Source organism: Sphingopyxis sp. LK2115 (assembly GCF_014595975.1).
Lineage (GTDB): Bacteria > Pseudomonadota > Alphaproteobacteria > Sphingomonadales > Sphingomonadaceae > Sphingopyxis.
Window position 1 is genome coordinate 14,157 of the sequence record NZ_JABWGQ010000048.1, and the last position, 15,669, is coordinate 29,825.

A 15,669-nucleotide genomic window follows, 5' to 3' on the forward strand; every position below is an offset into this window, starting at 1 on the left:
GGGTAGCAATCAGGCCGCCTAGTCGCTACATGGGGTGGATGAGCCGCGCCAAAAGATCCGACGACTGGGGTTTTCCCCGCTGGCGCCCCTATGGTTCGTCGCGCGAGGCGCAGCAGGTGCGCCTTTGCGACCGGCACGGCTGCACCGAACCCGGCAATTGCCCCGCACCCAAGTCGCCGAACAGCCCTGAACGCTGGTATTTCTGCGAAAGCCACGCCGCCGAATATAATCGTGGCTGGGATTATTTCGCCGGGCTGAGCGCCGAGGACGCCGCGGCCCGCGCCGCCGAGGAAGCGCGGGGCGCGCGCAGCTATGCCCGCGCGCAGCATTATGCCTGGGGCGGCGCCGGCGACGGCAGCCGCAGCGCCGACGAGATGCGCGCGCTCGAAATCCTCGGCCTCGACCCCGACGCCGATTTCGACGCGACGAAAAAGGCATGGCGCGCCTATGCGAAGGAGTGCCACCCCGACGTCAAGCCCGGCGACGACGAAGCCGCAAAGCGCTTTACGGCAGGGCAGGCGGCGTTCGAGGTGCTCAAGCAGGCTGAAGAGCGCAAGAGCTGGAAGCCGGCCTGAGGGGTTGGGGAAGCAACCGGTTCGGGACATAATGCCCTTCCCCGGAAGCGGAGGCGTTTACGGCGCGACACCTGCTCCCGCGGCGTGGCCGCCACCAGCTCCTAATCATAAACGCACCCATCCAGCCCGTCGCGCCGGACCTGGCCGATGCGCGCGGCGATGGTGTTGCCATAACGGCGCGTGAATCCCGACGGGCTCACCGCCTCGCGCTTTTTGGGCAGCGGCAGGATGGCGGCGATGCGCGCCGCCTCGCGCGGGGTCAGCCTGGCCGCGCCATGCTTGAAATAGCGCCGCGCCCCCGCCTCGACGCCATAGGTGCCGATCCCCGTCTCGGCGACGTTGAGGTAAACCTCCATGATCCGCCTTTTGCCCCAGATCGTTTCGATCAGGAAGGTGAACCAGACTTCGGGCACCTTGCGGACATAGCGTGTCCAGCCGCTGCCCTGCCACAGGAAGACATTTTTCGCGGTCTGCTGGCTGATCGTCGATCCGCCGCGCAGCCGCTTGCCCCTGGCGTTGCGCTCGATCGCTTCCTCGATCGCTTCGGTGTCGAAGCCGCGATGGCTACAGAATTTCCCGTCCTCGGCCGCGATCACCGCGCGGACCATGTTGCGGTCGATGTCCGAAAGGCTGGTCCAATCCTTGGTGATGCCGTTGCGGTCGGCCAGCATCGTGAAGGTCACCGGCGGCGGCACCACGGCATAGACGAGCACCCACAGCACCGAAAAGACGATCAGCCATAGCAGCCATTTGAGCGGGCGGAGCAGCCAATGGGGTTTGCGGCGCTTGGTCGATTTCGCAGTGGGCATGACGGTTCATTAGCCGCTTGCCGACGCGCGGCAAGCGGCTGTTTGATGTCGGGTGGGGTGTCAAGCCTTGGGTAGTTCGCCGCCCGGCCCGTCGCCATCCTTCTTGTCGCCGTCCTTCTTGTCCGTTGCGGCGTCGATCGCCTCGCTTGCCTTGGCGGCGGCGCCCTTGGCCGCGTCGGCGGCGTCGGACGCGAGCGAGCGCATCCTTGCCTCGGCCTCGGCTTCCTTGCCGCTCATCACGATCCACGCCATCGCCGCGGCGGCGATCAGCGCAAACAGGGCGAGCCAGTATCCGATTTCCCAATTGACCTGGATCATCGCCATCGCCGCGCGGTCCATGTCGCCGCCGCCGCCGTTTTTCGCGGCCTCGGCCATGATTGCATCCTTGCTGTAGCGCCAGGTGCCAAGGAAGATCAGCACCAGCGCGGCGACCGACGTGCCGAGCACCAGCCGCGCCGCTTCGCGCCCGCGCGCGAAAAGCAGGAACAGCCCTGCCGCAATGGCCAGCAGCGCCAGGATCAGCCACAGGTTCATCGCCGCGCCATCGCCCGCCGACGCGGCGCGCCCCATCGTCGTGACATGGCCAAAGGCGAGGCCAAAGCCCGTCGCTTCGGCGAGCTTCTGTTCAGAACAGCTGATCGTCATCCATGGCAGCAGGAAGGCGACGAGGGCAATGCCCTTGGGAATCCGGATCCATTTCCACATGCTGTTTCCCCCTCACGGTAAATGTGACCCGGCGGGCAAGCTAGCCGATTGTCCCGCCGAGTCAAATCGCCGGTTCAGGGAGCGAATCGGATCACGGCATAGGGGGCGGGCAGGCCGTCGACCGGGCGCACGGGCTGCGCGCGCCAGGGTTTTCCTTCCCCAAAATCCTCGCGGGTCGCATAAGCCCCCACGACATGTCCGGCGGCCATCCGATAGGGCAGGCCTTCGCCGTCGAGCGGCGCGATGGTGTCGGCGACGTGGAAATGCAGGTGCGGCTGGGTGACATGGCCGGTCGCTCCGACCCGGCCGATGACCTGCCCTTTGCGAACGCGCTCGCCTTGCCGGACAGGGATGCCCGGCGTCAGATGCTGGTAAAAGGCATAGCGGCCGCCGGGCAGCCGTTGGACGATCATCGTTCCCGTTTCATCCTCGACGCTGGCGCGCGCACCGGGGGCGGCCGGATCCTTGACGACCAGGATTTCGCCATCGGCGACCGCCAGCACATCGGCGCCCGATCCGTCGGCGGCGACATCGCGTCCCGCCGAGGCGCGGTCGAACCCCGCTGCGGGCATCCAGTCGATCGCGTGACGTCCGGGCAGGCGGACGCGCCCGCTGACGGCATAGGGATAGCGACGATGGCCGTTATCGAGTTCGGGCAGTGCCACAGCAGTCCACGGTCCCCCGCGCAGCGGCGCGCCAAGGTCGAGGCCGGTTGCGGGCTGCGGCGCGAAGGCGCCACCCTCGATCGCAACCGGATCGCCCGGAACATCCGCGCGTTTCGGCACCAGGCCGATCCGGTGGGTCAGCGGCTCCACGCCGCGGCCGCGCCACGGCACCGTGACATAGAAGATCGCCCGCTGTCCGGGGGCGAGGTCGTGCGCACCGCCCGACTGAGCGCCGAGCCGTCGCATGACGCGGGCCGGGTCGACGCGGGCGATGATCGCGCCGTCATCAGCCGCGCGCAGCTCGACAGCGGTGACGGTCAGCGTCTGCGCGGAAAAATTGGTCGCATGAAGCTCGTAGACGAGCCGGTCCTCGCCGTCGATCCGCGCGACCGGCGGACTGTGCGGGACGGAAAGATGCAGCGATTGAAACGGTCGCACCTCGGCCATCGCAGGGGGGGTATCGGGTGCGACGGAAAGCAGGAGGAACAAGAGGCTGAACGGCATCGACGGGTCTCCACGATGAAGGGGAGTCCGTCATGGTGGGAAAGGGCGCCGTCGACGAACGCCAATCGGCGAGCGGGACTATTCGGCCGGACGAACGGGCCGCGGGTCGAGCAGCGCGGCGAGATTGTCGCGGAAGCGACGGCTCAGCCGCAATTGTTCGCCGCCGATCAGCCGGACATGCGCGTCGCCGCGCCCGATCGGCGCGATCTCGCGCACCCGGTCGATACGGATCAGCGCGCTGCGGTGGATGCGCGCGAACTCGGCGGCGGGCAGGCGCTCGCCAAGCGAGGTCAGCGATTCCTCGATCAGCATCGTGCGGCCCGCGGCGTGTATTTCGGCATAGTCGCCCGCGGCCCCGATCCAGTCGATCGTGTCCAGCGGAATGCGCGTCAGTCGTCCGCGGCTGCGCATCTCGAGGACGGCATCGGCGCGAGATCCGTCCTCCCGCTGTCGGCGCGGCCAACGCGTCCAGGCAAGCGTCAGCGCGACCACGCCCGCATAAAGCATGGTGTTGGTGTCGAAATTGCGCACGAACATGATGTCTGCCATCGCGCCCCGCGTCGCGACGCGCGCGCTGCGATAGACGGGCCAATAGACGAGCCCGAACAGCAGGACATGCGCATAAATGGTGACGGGCCACAGCAGCACATAGGCGGCGATCCGCCCCCACCACGGCTTGATCCGGCGTTCGATGGTCAGCGCCGCGCCGACGACCGGCCAGCTGAGCAGCGCCCAGATCGAATAGATGGCAGCAACATATCCGAGCGTCGGGCCCCAGTCCTGCGCATGACCGCGCCAGGCCGCGACGAAATAGCCTTGCCCGGCCTGCGCGAACGTCACCAGCGCCCACGCAGCCAGCATCAGGCCGGTCCAGCCCACAGGGGTCGATGGCACACGCAGGCGGATCACCATATTGTATCCGCCATCATTCCCCCGCCCGGCGTCAGGCGGTGAGGAGGCGCCGGTCGCCGGCGAGCTTCAGCATCGCCTTTTGCAGCTTTTCAAAGGCGCGCACCTCGATCTGGCGCACGCGCTCGCGGCTGACGTCATAAAGCTGGCTCAAATCCTCAAGCGTCTTGGGATCGTCGGTCAGGCGGCGCTCGGTCAGGATATGGCGCTCGCGCTCGTTCAGCGTGTCGAGCGCCTCGGTCAGCAGCTCATGCCGCACATCGCGCTCCTGCGCCTCGGCGACGCGTTCGTCCTGCAACGGGCCTTCGTCGCCCAGCAGATCCTGCCACTGGCTGTCGCCATCCTCGCCCATCGGGACGTTCAGCGACGTGTCGCCGCCCATCGCCATGCGACGGTTCATGCTGACGACTTCTTCCTCGGTGACGCCAAGGTCGGTCGCGATCTTGGCGACATGTTCGGGGCTGAGGTCGCCATCCTCGAAGGCTTCGAGATTGTTCTTTATCCGGCGGAGGTTGAAGAAAAGCTTCTTCTGCGCCGCAGTGGTGCCCATCTTCACGAGGCTCCACGACCGCAGGATGAACTCCTGGATCGACGCGCGGATCCACCACATCGCATAGGTGGCGAGGCGGAAGCCGCGTTCGGGGTCGAACTTCTTCACGCCCTGCATGAGGCCGATATTGCCTTCGCTGATCAGCTCGCTGACCGGCAGGCCATAGCCGCGATAGCCCATCGCGATCTTTGCGACGAGCCGCAGGTGCGAAGTGACCAACTGCGCGGCGGCTTCATTGTCGCCATGCTCCTGAAAACGCTTGGCGAGCATATATTCCTGCTCGGGCGTCAGAAGCGGAAATTTGCGGATTTCGGCCAGATAGCGGTTCAGGCTCGCCTCACCGCCGAGCGTGGGCACCACTGCCGGAACATTGCTTTTATGCGCCATGGAGAGTGTCTTCCCTAAAACCAGAAATCATCTTGCCGCGGTTGATTCCGGCGGTCAAAACAGATTTTTATTCGAAACCTAAACGCGCAGTTCATCGATCAGTTCCCGCATGTCCGCCGGGAGTTCGCTGTCGAGCGCGATGCTGTTACCGTTCACCGGATGAATAAAGCCCAAATGGGCCGCATGCAATGCCTGCCGCGCGAAATTGCAGGCCTTCAACACATCCGAAAGCGGCTTTCGGGCGCGGCCATAGACCGGATCGCCAACCAGCGGATGGCCGATATGCGCCATATGGACGCGCACCTGATGCGTGCGTCCGGTCTCCAGCCGGCATTCGATCAACGTCGCATCTCTGAGCGGCTCGATCGTGCGATAATGGGTGATCGCATGTTTGCCGCGGCCTGCCGCCACCACCGCCATTTTCTTGCGGTGGGTAGCTGACCGGCCGAGCGCGGCGTCGACCGTTCCGTTCGCTGGCATCGGCCGCCCGGTTGCAAGCGCCAGATAGCGGCGGTCGATGCTGTGCGCGGCAAATTGTTTTGCAAGTCCCTCGTGCGCCTTGTCATGCTTTGCCGCGACGATCAGGCCGCTCGTATCCTTGTCGATGCGGTGGACGATTCCCGGCCGCGCGACGCCGCCGATGCCCGACAGCTGCCCCGCGCAATGATGGAGCAGCGCATTGACCATGGTGCCGTCAAGATTGCCGGCGGCGGGGTGGACCACCATTCCCGCGGGCTTGTCGATCACGATCAGATGTTCGTCCTCATAGGCGATGACGAGGTCCAGGTCCTGCGCGGGGTTATGCGCGGGTAGCGTCGCGGGCAGGCGGATTTCGATCGTCGTGGGCGGCGCGGCTTTCGCGGCGGGATCCCACAGGATCGAACCGCGCGCGTCGATCACGCGGCCGCCCTTGATGAGGCTTTTCAATCGCTCGCGCGAGAGGCTGGGCAGCGCCTCGGCAAGCGCCCGGTCGAGCCGCAGCCCGGCCGCGCTGTCCGGAAGCGTCACGGTAAGTATCTCGTCGTCCCCCAACATTGGCAGGGATATTGTGTCAATGCCCGGTAATTCAAGGGCGTCGCAGCTTGGCGCACCCCCATCCGTTACCCCGCCGCTGGCCGGGATGACGACGAAGGGCGGGACGGACGGCGCGGAAATGGAAGCATATGGCATCGCGCTTGCCCTTCCCCCCTTGGCTGCACTAGGAGCGGCCCACGCCGGAAACACCGGCGGCCGCGCTGGGGAGCCTGTTCATCCATGTCCGACGATCGCGTCGATTTCGCCTCCATGCTGGCCTCGCGCCTGTGCCACGACCTGCTCAGTCCTGTCGGCGCCTTCGCCAACGGGCTGGAACTGCTGGCCGACGAGCAAGACCCCGAAATGCGTGCGCGCTGTGTCGAATTGCTCGAACAGAGCGCGCGGACGTCGGCGAACAAGCTCAAATTCTTTCGCCTGGCCTTTGGTTCGGCGGGCGGTTTCGGCGAGCTCGTCCCGCCCGAGGAAGCCAGATCGGCGATCGAGGGGATCATCGGCGACCGCGCGATTACGCTCAACTGGATGATCGGCGCCGACCCGCTGCCCAAACCCGCGGTCAAGATCGTCCTCAACCTCGCGCTGTTGCTGATCGATGCGCTGGTGCGCGGCGGGCGTCTCGACGTCGGTTGCGAAAAGCAGGCGGACGGCATCGAGATCGCCCTGCATGTCGAGGCCGAGCGAATCTTCCTCGACGCCGATGTCGAACGCATTCTGGCGGAAGGCGAAGAGGCCGGCCCGATGACGTCGCGCACCGCGCCCGCGGTGCTGGTGCAGGCGGTGGCGCGGCAAAGCGAGGGCAGGGTCATGCTCGCGCGCGAAACGCCGACATCGCTGCTCGTCGGCGCGGTGCTGCGGGGGCGCGGGTAAAGCCAGTTTTAACCATTGTCCGCCATGGTGTCGCCGCAAGTTTATGGGGCGCACCGATACGGCGATGGACGATCTGCTGAACGACTTTCTGGCCGAAACGGCCGAAATCCTGTCCGATGCGGGCGGGGCGATCGTGGCGTGGGAAGCCGACCCCGCCGACCGCGCGCAGCTCGACGCGATTTTCCGCCTCGTCCACACGATCAAGGGCAGTTCGGGCTTTCTGGCGCTTCCACGTGTCACCGCCCTGGCGCACGCCGCCGAAGATGCGCTCGACCAGGTGCGACGCGGCCACCGCGCCGCTGACGCCGCGCTCGTGTCGGGCGTGCTGGCGGTCATCGACCGGCTGAACGCGCTGTGCGCCGCGCTGGGGCAGGACGGCGCCGAGCCCGTCGGTGACGACGGCGACGTCATCGGCGCGCTGGCACAGCAGGCGGCGGGAGCGCCCGCGCCCGTCGAAGTGACAGGCGTCCGTTTGCGCCGCGAGGAGGATATCGGCGCAGACCTTAACGGTTGGCGGTCGATCCGCGTGCCGCTGCCCCTGCTCGACAGCGTGATGACGGGGGTTACCGACATCGTGCTGGCGCGCAACGAGTTTGCGCGGATGCTGCGCGAATCGGGCGCCGACAGCGCGACGATCGCCGCGTTCGAACGCCTTTCCGATTCGATCGCCGGGATGCGCCAGTCGGTCAGCCAGATGCGGATGCAGCGAATCGACAAATTGTTCGCGCCGCTGCCGCGCATCGTCCGCGATCTGGCGCAGGAACTGGGCAAGAAGGTCGCGTTCCAGACGAGCGGCGGCGAAGTCGAACTCGACCGCGAAATGATGGAGAATATCCGCGACCCGCTGATCCACATTGTCCGCAATGCGATCGATCATGGCATCGAAACGCTGGACGACCGGGTTGCGGCGGGGAAGGATATTACCGCGACGATTTCGGTCGCGGCGCGCCAGTCGGGCAACCAGATCGAAATCGAGGTGCGCGACGACGGGCGTGGCCTGTCGCCCGATGCGCTGGTTGCGAAAGCGATCGCGTCGCGGCTGCTGACCGCGGCCGACGCTCGCGCTCTGTCCCCCAGGGAAAAGCTCGAGCTTATCTTCCGCCCCGGTTTTTCGACCGCGGCCAAGGTCACCGCCCTGTCGGGCCGCGGCGTCGGCATGGACATCGTCAAGGCCAATGTCGAAAAGATCGGCGGCATCGTCGAGCTGCGTAACGACGAAGGCCGCGGCCTTTCGATCCTGCTGCGCGTGCCGATGACGCTGACGATCATTTCGGGGCTGATGGTGCGCGCGGCGGGGCAGTATTTCGCCATCCCGCGCGGCGCGGTGCGTGAAATCCTGCTCGAAAGCGGCGACACGGTGCGCGTCGACCGCGTCGGCGGCAGCGAGCTGGCGACGGTGCGCGGCGAACAATTCCCGCTGCTGCGCCTGGAGACCATTCTCGGCTGCGAACGCGACAGCGACGACGATGCGGACGACCGCGCGCTGGTGATCGTGCGGCCGGGGCAGGGGCAAAGCTATGCGCTGAGTGTGGCGGCCATCCATGACCATGAGGAACTGGTGATCAAGCCCGCGGCGCCGATGATTATGGCGACGGGGCTTTATGCGGGGACGACCTTGCCCGACAACGGCCGCCCGGTGCTCCTCCTCGACGTGCAGGGGCTGCTCGCGGTCGCGGGGATCGACGCCAGCGAAGCGGGGCGCAGCAAGGACGGTCTGGCCGACGCCGAGGCAGATGCGCTGGCGACGCGCAACGCGACGCAGCTGCTGCTGTTCCGCGACCTGAACGCGCGGGTGCGCGGCATCCGCCTGTCGGTGATCGAGCGCGTCGAGGACGTTCCGGCATCCGCGCTGTTCGAAAGCGCGGGCCGCGTGCAGGCGCAGATCGGCGAGGCGATTTTCCCGGTTCACGCCGCCCAGCCGCCGGCCGGAGAGGGCAACATCAAGCTTCTCCGCCTCCACGATGGCCGGTCGGTGCTATGCTACCCGATCGCCGAAGTCATCGACATCGTTCGGCTGCCCGATGCGATCCAGCCATCGCCGACGCCGGGGTTGATCGCGGGCGTTGCGCTGATCGGCGGCGAACCGGTCGAGCTGATCGACCCCTTCTGGCTGATGGAACAACAGGCCGTTCGTTCGGCCCCGTTGCCGTCGCGCGAACCGCTCTGCCATCTGGCCGACGACCATGACGGCTGGGGCGCCAATTTTCTGGCGCCGATCCTGCGCGGGGCGGGGTATCGCGTGACCCTCGCGGGGGAGGCCGCCGACGAAACCCCCGACCTGCTGCTCTGCCTGTCGGACGATGGCGGCGTTTGCGACCATGCGGCGGGCGAGGTGCCGGTGATCCGCCTGCGATCGTCGATCGAGGCGACGGCGCCCGACGACCAGAGCGTCTATCGTTACGACCGCGAGGCGCTGCTCGCCGCGATGCGCCGCCGCGTGGGGGGAGCACGGCCATGATGGAAAAACTCTATCTGATCGCGCGCATCGCCGACACGCGTGTTGCGTTGCGGAGCCGGACCATCCATTCGGTCGTGACCGTCGGAACGCCCGTCGAGGTGCCGGCCGCCCCGCCGCACGTCGCGGGGCTGTTCGCCCTGCGCAGCCGCGTTTTCACGCTGATCGACCCGCATGTCGTGATCGGCCTGCCTGCGGTCCCCGTTGTCGCCGGGCAAAGGGTGATCGTGATCGAAGTCGCCGAACATGGCTATGCGCTGCTTGCCGACGAGATCGAGGACGTGTGCTTCATCGACGCGCCCGAGACGCGCATCGCCGGAAATCTGCTTCCGGGATGGGCGCGGGTCGCCGACGCGATGATCGAACATGACGGCGCTTCGCTGCTCGTCGTCGATCCCTCGCATCTCATTCATTTGCCCTGCCTAAAGGCGGCGTGAATCGTGCCGTTCATTAACTGGCTGCACACGTCTTGCCATTAGCGTGGCGATATGTCCGGGGGTCGGAGTTAAATTGATGTCGAAATCCTGTCTGGTCGTTGATGACAGCAAAGTCATTCGCAAGGTCGCGCGCCATATCCTTGAAAGCATGTCCTTTGCGGTCGAGGAAGCCGCCGACGGGCAAGAGGCGCTGACCTATTGCCGCGCCAATCGGCCCGATGTGATCCTGCTCGACTGGAACATGCCGGTGATGAGCGGGATGGAGTTTCTGGGCGCGTTCAACGACCTGGATTACGGCCATGAGGAACGCCCGCGGGTGGTTTTCTGCACCACTGAAAACAGCATCGACCATATTCGCGCCGCGATCGAGGCGGGCGCGGATGAATATGTGATGAAGCCGTTCGATCGCGAAACGCTGGAAGGAAAGTTGCAGCTCGTCGGCGTCGCCTGACGCAAAGGTCCGGTTCGATGGCGCTTGCGCAACCTCTGGCTCCCGACCCCGATCCGCCGACGCGGGCGGTGCGGGTGATGCTGGTCGACGACAGCCTTGTCGTGCGCAGCATCCTCGAACGCATCGTCGAACAGCGGCCGGGTCTTTGCGTCTGCGCTTCCGTTGCCTCGGCAAAGGATGCATTGGACTATCTGGCGCGCGAATCCGTCGACGTCGTCGTGCTTGATATCGAAATGCCGGGCATGAACGGGATCGACGCCCTGCCGCATATATTGGAACGCGCCGCGCGGGCGCGTGTGCTGATCCTGTCGTCGAACTGCGTCGAAGGCGGTCCCGCCGCGGTCGAGGCGCTGGCGCTAGGGGCAAGCGATACCTTGGCGAAGCCGGGGCGCGGCAGTTTTTCGGGGCGCTTTGCCGAGGTGCTGACCGATCGCATCCTGACGCTGGGCAACCAGCAGGAGTTTCCCGCGCCCGTCGCGGTCGCGCAACGGCGGGCCCCTGCGCCGGTTTCGATGATTGTCGACACCGACCAGCCGATCGATTGCATCGCGGTTGCCGCGTCGACCGGCGGCATCCCGGCCTTTACCAATTTCCTCGCCAATCTCGATCCGCGGGTGACCGCACCGATCCTGCTGACGCAGCATTTGCCCGACGCCTTCATGGCGTTCTACGCGCGGCAGATCGGCATGATGACAAGTCGGCGCGTGCATGTCGCCGCGGCGGGAATGGCGGTCGAGGCGGGGCATATCTATCTGGCGCCGGGCGACGCGCATCTGCTCGTCGTCGCCAATGGCGCGCGCCGCGAGATCGCGCTTGACCGCCGCCCCGTCGACAATGGCTGCTGTCCGTCGGCCGACCCGATGCTCGATTCGGTTGCCGAAACCTATGGCAAGGGCGCCGTCGCGGTGATCCTGAGCGGCATGGGGCGTGACGGGGCGGCCGGCGCGGCGCGGGTGAAATCGGCCGGGGGCACGGTATTTGCCCAGGCCCCGGAAAGCTGTGTCATCTGGGGAATGCCGGGCGCGGTCGCAAAGGCAGGGATCGCCGCGGCGACGCTCAATCCCGATGCGATTGCGCTGATGCTCGGCAGTTTTCTCTCTGGCCGGGCGGCGGGGCGCCACAAGGCATGATGGGGGCGAGCGCCAGCGAATCGGCCTATCGTGTGCTGATGGGGGTGCTCGAATCGCGGACCGGCCAGACGCTGTCGCCCAACCGCATCTGGCGCATCGAAATGTCGCTGAAGCCGGTGATGCAACGCCATGGCATCGCCGACCTCGACGCGCTGGTTGGCGCGCTTGTCACCGCGGACAGCCGTCAGCTGCTCGACGACACGGTCGACGCGATGTTGAACAATGAAACATATTTTTATCGCGAACATAACGTGTTCGACGATATTGCCGCGACAGCACTTGAAAAGTTGCGCGCGATCAACGCCGAACGCCGGCGGCTCACCATCTGGCACTGCGGCGTTTCGACGGGGCAGGAAGCCTATTCGATGGCGATGCTGATCGCCGAACAGGGCGCGAAATGGGCGGGCTGGCAGGTCGACATCGTCGGAACCGACGTCAGCCATCAGGCGATCGGCCGCGCGCGCGTGGGGCTGTTCAGTCAGTTCGAGATCCAGCGCGGCCTTCCCGTGCAGCGCATGGTGCGCTGGTTCGACCAGACCGAGAGCGGCTGGCTGGCCAAGGCGGATCTGCGCCGCCGGATCGACTTTTCGGTGCAGAATATGCTGACCGACCGGCCGCCGCTGGCCTCGCCGGCCGACCTCATCTTCTGCCGTAATCTGCTGCTCTATTTCTCGCTGCCGATGCGGCAGAAGGCGTTCGCGCGACTGCGCGCTGCGGCGGCGCCGCAAAGCTTCCTCGTGCTCGGCGCGGGCGAAACGGTGCTGGGGCAAACCGACCAGTTCGTCGCCAGTCCGCGATTGCGCGGGCTTTACGAACCCGCCGACCAGCAGGCGCGGCGCTTCGGTTCGGGGCGGCCGGTCGCCGCCTGACCTTGCTTTTTGTCCCCCGCTGGCGCAAGCGACGGACAGGCAGCCACAGGACGGGCCCAGAAAGCGCATGAGCGATTTTGTCGAACGCTGGTCTCCCAATTTCGACGAACGCGCGCTGCCCGTTTCGATGATCGTCCTTCATTATACGGGTATGAAGACCGGCGCCGAAGCCATTGATCGGCTTGCCGATCCTGCTGCAAAAGTATCCGCCCATTATGTCGTCAGCGAGGACGGCCAGGTCACCCATATGGTGCCTGAGGACAAGCGTGCATGGCATGCGGGCAAGGCGCACTGGCGCGGCATCAGCGACATCAATTCGGCAAGCATCGGGATCGAGATGGTCAATCCGGGACACGAACATGGTTATGTCCCCTTTCCCGAACCCCAGATCGCTTCGGTCGTGCGGCTCGTTCATCTGATCAAGGACCGTTATGCGATCACGCGCGGCAATGTCGTCGGCCATTCCGACATCGCGCCGACGCGCAAACAGGATCCGGGCGAGCTGTTTCCGTGGGAAGAACTGGCGCGCCGCCGCCTCGCGCTGCCGCGCCCGACCAAGAAGCTGACCGATCCCTTGTGGACCGACGCGGGTTTCCTGCTTGCGCTCGAACGCTTCGGCTATGATGTGACCGACGGTTTTGCGGCGACGGTCGCATTTCAGCGGCGCTTTCGCCCCGAGCTGATCGACGGGACGATCGACGGCGAATGCCGGGCGATCCTGCTCGCCCTGCTGTTGCCGCAGCCCCAAGGGAATTGAGCGGCGGTTTGGGGCCGACAGCGGACAGGCAACCTCCTACATTCGCTCGCCATCCCCCATCATTCGCGCTATATTGGCCGCGTGCCAGAGGGTCGGGCGATCGCCGCTTTCGCAAGGAAGGGGAGGAAAGTCCGGGCTCCACGGAAACCACGGTGCCGGATAACGTCCGGCGGCCCCCCGAAAAGGGGGTCAGGGAAAGTGCCACAGAGAGCAGACCGCCCACGGCTTCGGCCCGGCGAAAGGTGAAAGGGTGCGGTAAGAGCGCACCGCGCGGACGGCAACGGACGCGGCACGGCAAACCCCACCGGGAGCAAGGTCGAATAGGGATGGCACGGGAAACCAGGGCTGGTTCCGGCCCCGCCATCCGGGTTGACTGCTTGAGCGTTCGGGTAACCGTTCGCCTAGACGAATGATCGCCCATCCCCGGCAACGGGGTGGACAGAACCCGGCTTACAGACCCTCTGGCATCTCTCCCCACACCCGGCCGCGGGGAACCGTGCGGCAAAAGGCTGCGTTCTAAGGCGAGGCAGAAGGGAGACATGCGATGAAAGTCGTCGACGATCATGTCGAAGTGGACGAAACCGAAGCGAGCGGCGGCGTCAAAGGGCATAATGTCCGCTATGTGCTGGCGTTTTCGCTGATCGCCGTGGTGATCGTGTTGTCGGCTATCTGGATCATCCCGGTGCTGACGCGACCCTGACGCGGCGGAGTTTCCGCTTTCCTGCCGCGCGCCGTTCACTTACCATCCTCCTGACCGATCGGAAAATGCGGGGTCGTGCGATTTCAATGCGAAGTTGCGCGGATTCCGGCGGTTGTCGATCGGGCGCGTCGCGGTGTCGCATTGGGGGATGATATGGTCGGGCGAACGCGCTTGAGCGTTTTTTCCGGGGCGTTTCTGGCGGCGTTGTTCGGCGCGCTTCCGGCATCGGCGCAGCCCGCCGCATGTGGCGAAGCGCCCTTGCGGGGCGACCGCGTCGCACTGCTGATCGGCAACAGTGCTTATAATGATTGGGAATGGCCGTCGTTGAAAAATGCGGTCAACGACATCGATCATGTCTGTGCCGCGTTCCAAAAGGCCGGCATCGCGCCGCGGATCGTCCGCAATGCCGACATGGGCGCGCTTGACGCCGCACTGACGCGCTTCGCGGCCGAAGCGGCGGGCGCGAAGTCTGTCATACTCTATTATGCGGGGCACGGTTTTGAATATGGCGGGCGCAACTGGCTGGTCCCGATGGATGCGCCGCCCGCGACACGGCGCGCCGACGTCGAAAAGCGCTATCTGTCGATCGAGGCGGCGGTCGAGCGCATCGTTCCCGACGGCGCGTTCACGCTGGTCTTTGTCGATGCTTGCCGCACCGCCGAACCGGTCGTGCGAATCGCCGACGTCGACACCGCGCGCGGCGAGGCCGGTTCGGCGCCACTCGGCCTGCTCGACATTGCGCAGGGAGCCGTTTTCTATTCGACCGCAAAGGGGCGCCCGGCGCTCGATTTCGCGCCGCCGGGGTCGCCGGTCAGCCCCTTTGCCGCGGCGGTGGTCAAGGAACTGGCGATACCGGGGCTGGAGATCGGCGATTATTTCAAGGTCGTGTCGCGCGAAGTTTACAAGCGGACGCACGGCATGGAACTGGGTCCGCAGCAGCCCTTTCATTATGGCAGCTGGTTCGAGGATTATTATCTCGTCGCGCCGCCCGAAATACCGGTGCGGGTCGCGCCGCCCGGCGGAATCAGGCCCCTGGCGGCGCCGCCACCGCCGCCATCGACGGCGGCCGTCCGCGGCACCGCCGCCGATCCGCTCGCCGACATTTCGCTCGACCGGCTGGCGATCGAGGATGAGCCGGTGCTGATCGCCGATGTGCTGTCACGCCATCCTGCGGCGAAGCTCGTCGCGCTTGCCGACGGCGGCCATCCGCTCGCGCAGCAGCTGGTGGGCTATATGTTCTCGCTGGGGGTCGGGGTGAAGAAGGATGTCGCCCGCGCGCGCGCCTATCTTGAACAGTCGGCGGCGCAGGGGTTCCCGGCGGGGCAGCAGGAACTTGCCTATCTGATTCTTGAAAACGAACCGTCGCCCGCCGACGTCAAACGCGCCTATGACCTGTATGTCGCGGCGTCGAATGCAGGTTTTTCGAAGGCGAAGACGCACCTCGCCTATCAATTGACCGTGGGACGCTTTGGCCCGCCCGATTTCGCGCGGTCGCAGGCGCTCTATGCCGAGGCGGCCGGGAAGGGGCATCCCGCGGCGATCTTTGCGCTTACCTTTTTCCCCGACACGCGCGCCGCGAACCTCGCGCGGCTTCGCGCCCTCGCCGATGCGGGCAATCCCGAAGGCAATCACTGGCTGTGCGAGGCGCATTTCGCCGACAAGACGCTGGCGGCGGCGATCGAGGATTGCGCCCTCGCGGCGCGCGCGGGCTTTGCGGGATCGCGGGCGATCCTGGCGCTTGCCTATGCCAGGGGAACGGGGGTTGCCGCCGACGCCCGCGAGGCGGCGCATTGGGCGCGGCTGGCGCGCAACCTGCCCGAACTGCGCAAGGACCAGCGCGAACTGATCGCGGGCATCGGCGAATGAC

Annotated in this window: 16 protein-coding genes and 1 other RNA gene; 11 read left to right on the plus strand and 6 right to left on the minus strand. The window is 66.1% G+C overall.

Annotated elements, in window-relative coordinates; translation table 11 throughout:
* Positions 1-38 precede the first annotated feature (38 nt).
* Positions 39-575 carry a J domain-containing protein gene (locus HUW43_RS11060; protein WP_188237461.1) on the plus strand — a complete coding sequence of 179 codons (537 nt, stop codon included), beginning with the start codon at positions 39-41 and terminating at the stop codon, positions 573-575.
* 101 nt (positions 576-676) lie between these two features.
* Here the strand turns inward: HUW43_RS11060 and mtgA are convergent, their stop codons facing one another.
* From mtgA to HUW43_RS11090, 6 genes are all read right to left on the minus strand, one after another.
* The gene (mtgA, locus tag HUW43_RS11065; RefSeq protein WP_188237462.1) at positions 677-1,384 is read right to left on the minus strand and encodes a monofunctional biosynthetic peptidoglycan transglycosylase; all 708 of its coding nucleotides are present in this window, start codon (positions 1,382-1,384) and stop codon (positions 677-679) included.
* A 60-nt stretch (positions 1,385-1,444) separates the two neighbouring features.
* Positions 1,445-2,089 carry a hypothetical protein gene (locus HUW43_RS11070; RefSeq protein WP_188237463.1) on the minus strand — a complete coding sequence of 215 codons (645 nt, stop codon included), beginning with the start codon at positions 2,087-2,089 and terminating at the stop codon, positions 1,445-1,447.
* Between the two features lie 74 nt (positions 2,090-2,163).
* Positions 2,164-3,258 (minus strand): M23 family metallopeptidase, encoded by a 1,095-nt coding sequence (locus HUW43_RS15965; RefSeq protein ID WP_188237464.1) that lies wholly within the window; start codon positions 3,256-3,258, stop codon positions 2,164-2,166.
* Positions 3,259-3,336: 78 nt separating this feature from the next.
* Positions 3,337-4,170, minus strand: a complete 834-nt coding sequence (locus HUW43_RS11080) for a LytTR family DNA-binding domain-containing protein (RefSeq protein WP_188237465.1) — start codon at positions 4,168-4,170, stop codon at positions 3,337-3,339.
* Between the two features lie 31 nt (positions 4,171-4,201).
* The gene (rpoH, locus tag HUW43_RS11085) at positions 4,202-5,104 is read right to left on the minus strand and encodes an RNA polymerase sigma factor RpoH (protein WP_188237466.1); all 903 of its coding nucleotides are present in this window, start codon (positions 5,102-5,104) and stop codon (positions 4,202-4,204) included.
* A 78-nt stretch (positions 5,105-5,182) separates the two neighbouring features.
* Positions 5,183-6,139 (minus strand): RluA family pseudouridine synthase, encoded by a 957-nt coding sequence (locus HUW43_RS11090; protein ID WP_188237467.1) that lies wholly within the window; start codon positions 6,137-6,139, stop codon positions 5,183-5,185.
* Between the two features lie 219 nt (positions 6,140-6,358).
* On the opposite strand from HUW43_RS11090, the gene HUW43_RS11095 reads away from it, so the two are divergent.
* The 10 genes from HUW43_RS11095 to HUW43_RS11140 all read left to right on the plus strand — a co-directional run bounded on the left by HUW43_RS11095 (position 6,359) and on the right by HUW43_RS11140 (position 15,668).
* The gene (locus HUW43_RS11095) at positions 6,359-7,003 is read left to right on the plus strand and encodes a histidine phosphotransferase family protein (protein WP_188237468.1); all 645 of its coding nucleotides are present in this window, start codon (positions 6,359-6,361) and stop codon (positions 7,001-7,003) included.
* A gap of 43 nt (positions 7,004-7,046) precedes the next feature.
* Complete coding sequence (locus tag HUW43_RS11100; RefSeq protein ID WP_223181478.1) at positions 7,047-9,461, plus strand: chemotaxis protein CheA; 2,415 nt, start codon at positions 7,047-7,049, stop codon at positions 9,459-9,461.
* Positions 9,458-9,895, plus strand: coding sequence for a chemotaxis protein CheW (locus HUW43_RS11105; protein WP_188237469.1), 438 nt, complete (start codon positions 9,458-9,460; stop codon positions 9,893-9,895). Before HUW43_RS11100 ends, HUW43_RS11105 begins: the two co-directional genes overlap by 4 nt.
* Before the next feature lie 76 nt (positions 9,896-9,971).
* Entirely contained in the window at positions 9,972-10,346 is a 375-nt protein-coding gene (locus tag HUW43_RS11110; protein ID WP_120219927.1) for a response regulator, read from the plus strand.
* A 17-nt stretch (positions 10,347-10,363) separates the two neighbouring features.
* On the plus strand, positions 10,364-11,476 hold the full coding sequence (gene cheB, locus HUW43_RS11115; protein ID WP_188237470.1) for a chemotaxis-specific protein-glutamate methyltransferase CheB: 1,113 nt from the start codon (positions 10,364-10,366) through the stop codon (positions 11,474-11,476).
* Positions 11,473-12,345, plus strand: coding sequence for a CheR family methyltransferase (locus HUW43_RS11120; RefSeq protein WP_188237471.1), 873 nt, complete (start codon positions 11,473-11,475; stop codon positions 12,343-12,345). The genes cheB and HUW43_RS11120 overlap by 4 nt, the downstream gene beginning before the upstream one ends.
* Positions 12,346-12,412: 67 nt before the next feature.
* Positions 12,413-13,102, plus strand: coding sequence for an N-acetylmuramoyl-L-alanine amidase (locus HUW43_RS11125; RefSeq protein ID WP_188237472.1), 690 nt, complete (start codon positions 12,413-12,415; stop codon positions 13,100-13,102).
* Positions 13,103-13,186: 84 nt separating this feature from the next.
* Positions 13,187-13,571, plus strand: an RNA gene (gene rnpB / locus HUW43_RS11130) — RNase P RNA component class A.
* A 75-nt stretch (positions 13,572-13,646) separates the two neighbouring features.
* Complete coding sequence (locus HUW43_RS11135) at positions 13,647-13,802, plus strand: hypothetical protein (RefSeq protein ID WP_188237473.1); 156 nt, start codon at positions 13,647-13,649, stop codon at positions 13,800-13,802.
* Between the two features lie 171 nt (positions 13,803-13,973).
* The gene (locus HUW43_RS11140; protein WP_188237474.1) at positions 13,974-15,668 is read left to right on the plus strand and encodes a caspase family protein; all 1,695 of its coding nucleotides are present in this window, start codon (positions 13,974-13,976) and stop codon (positions 15,666-15,668) included.
* Position 15,669: the final 1 nt, after the last annotated feature.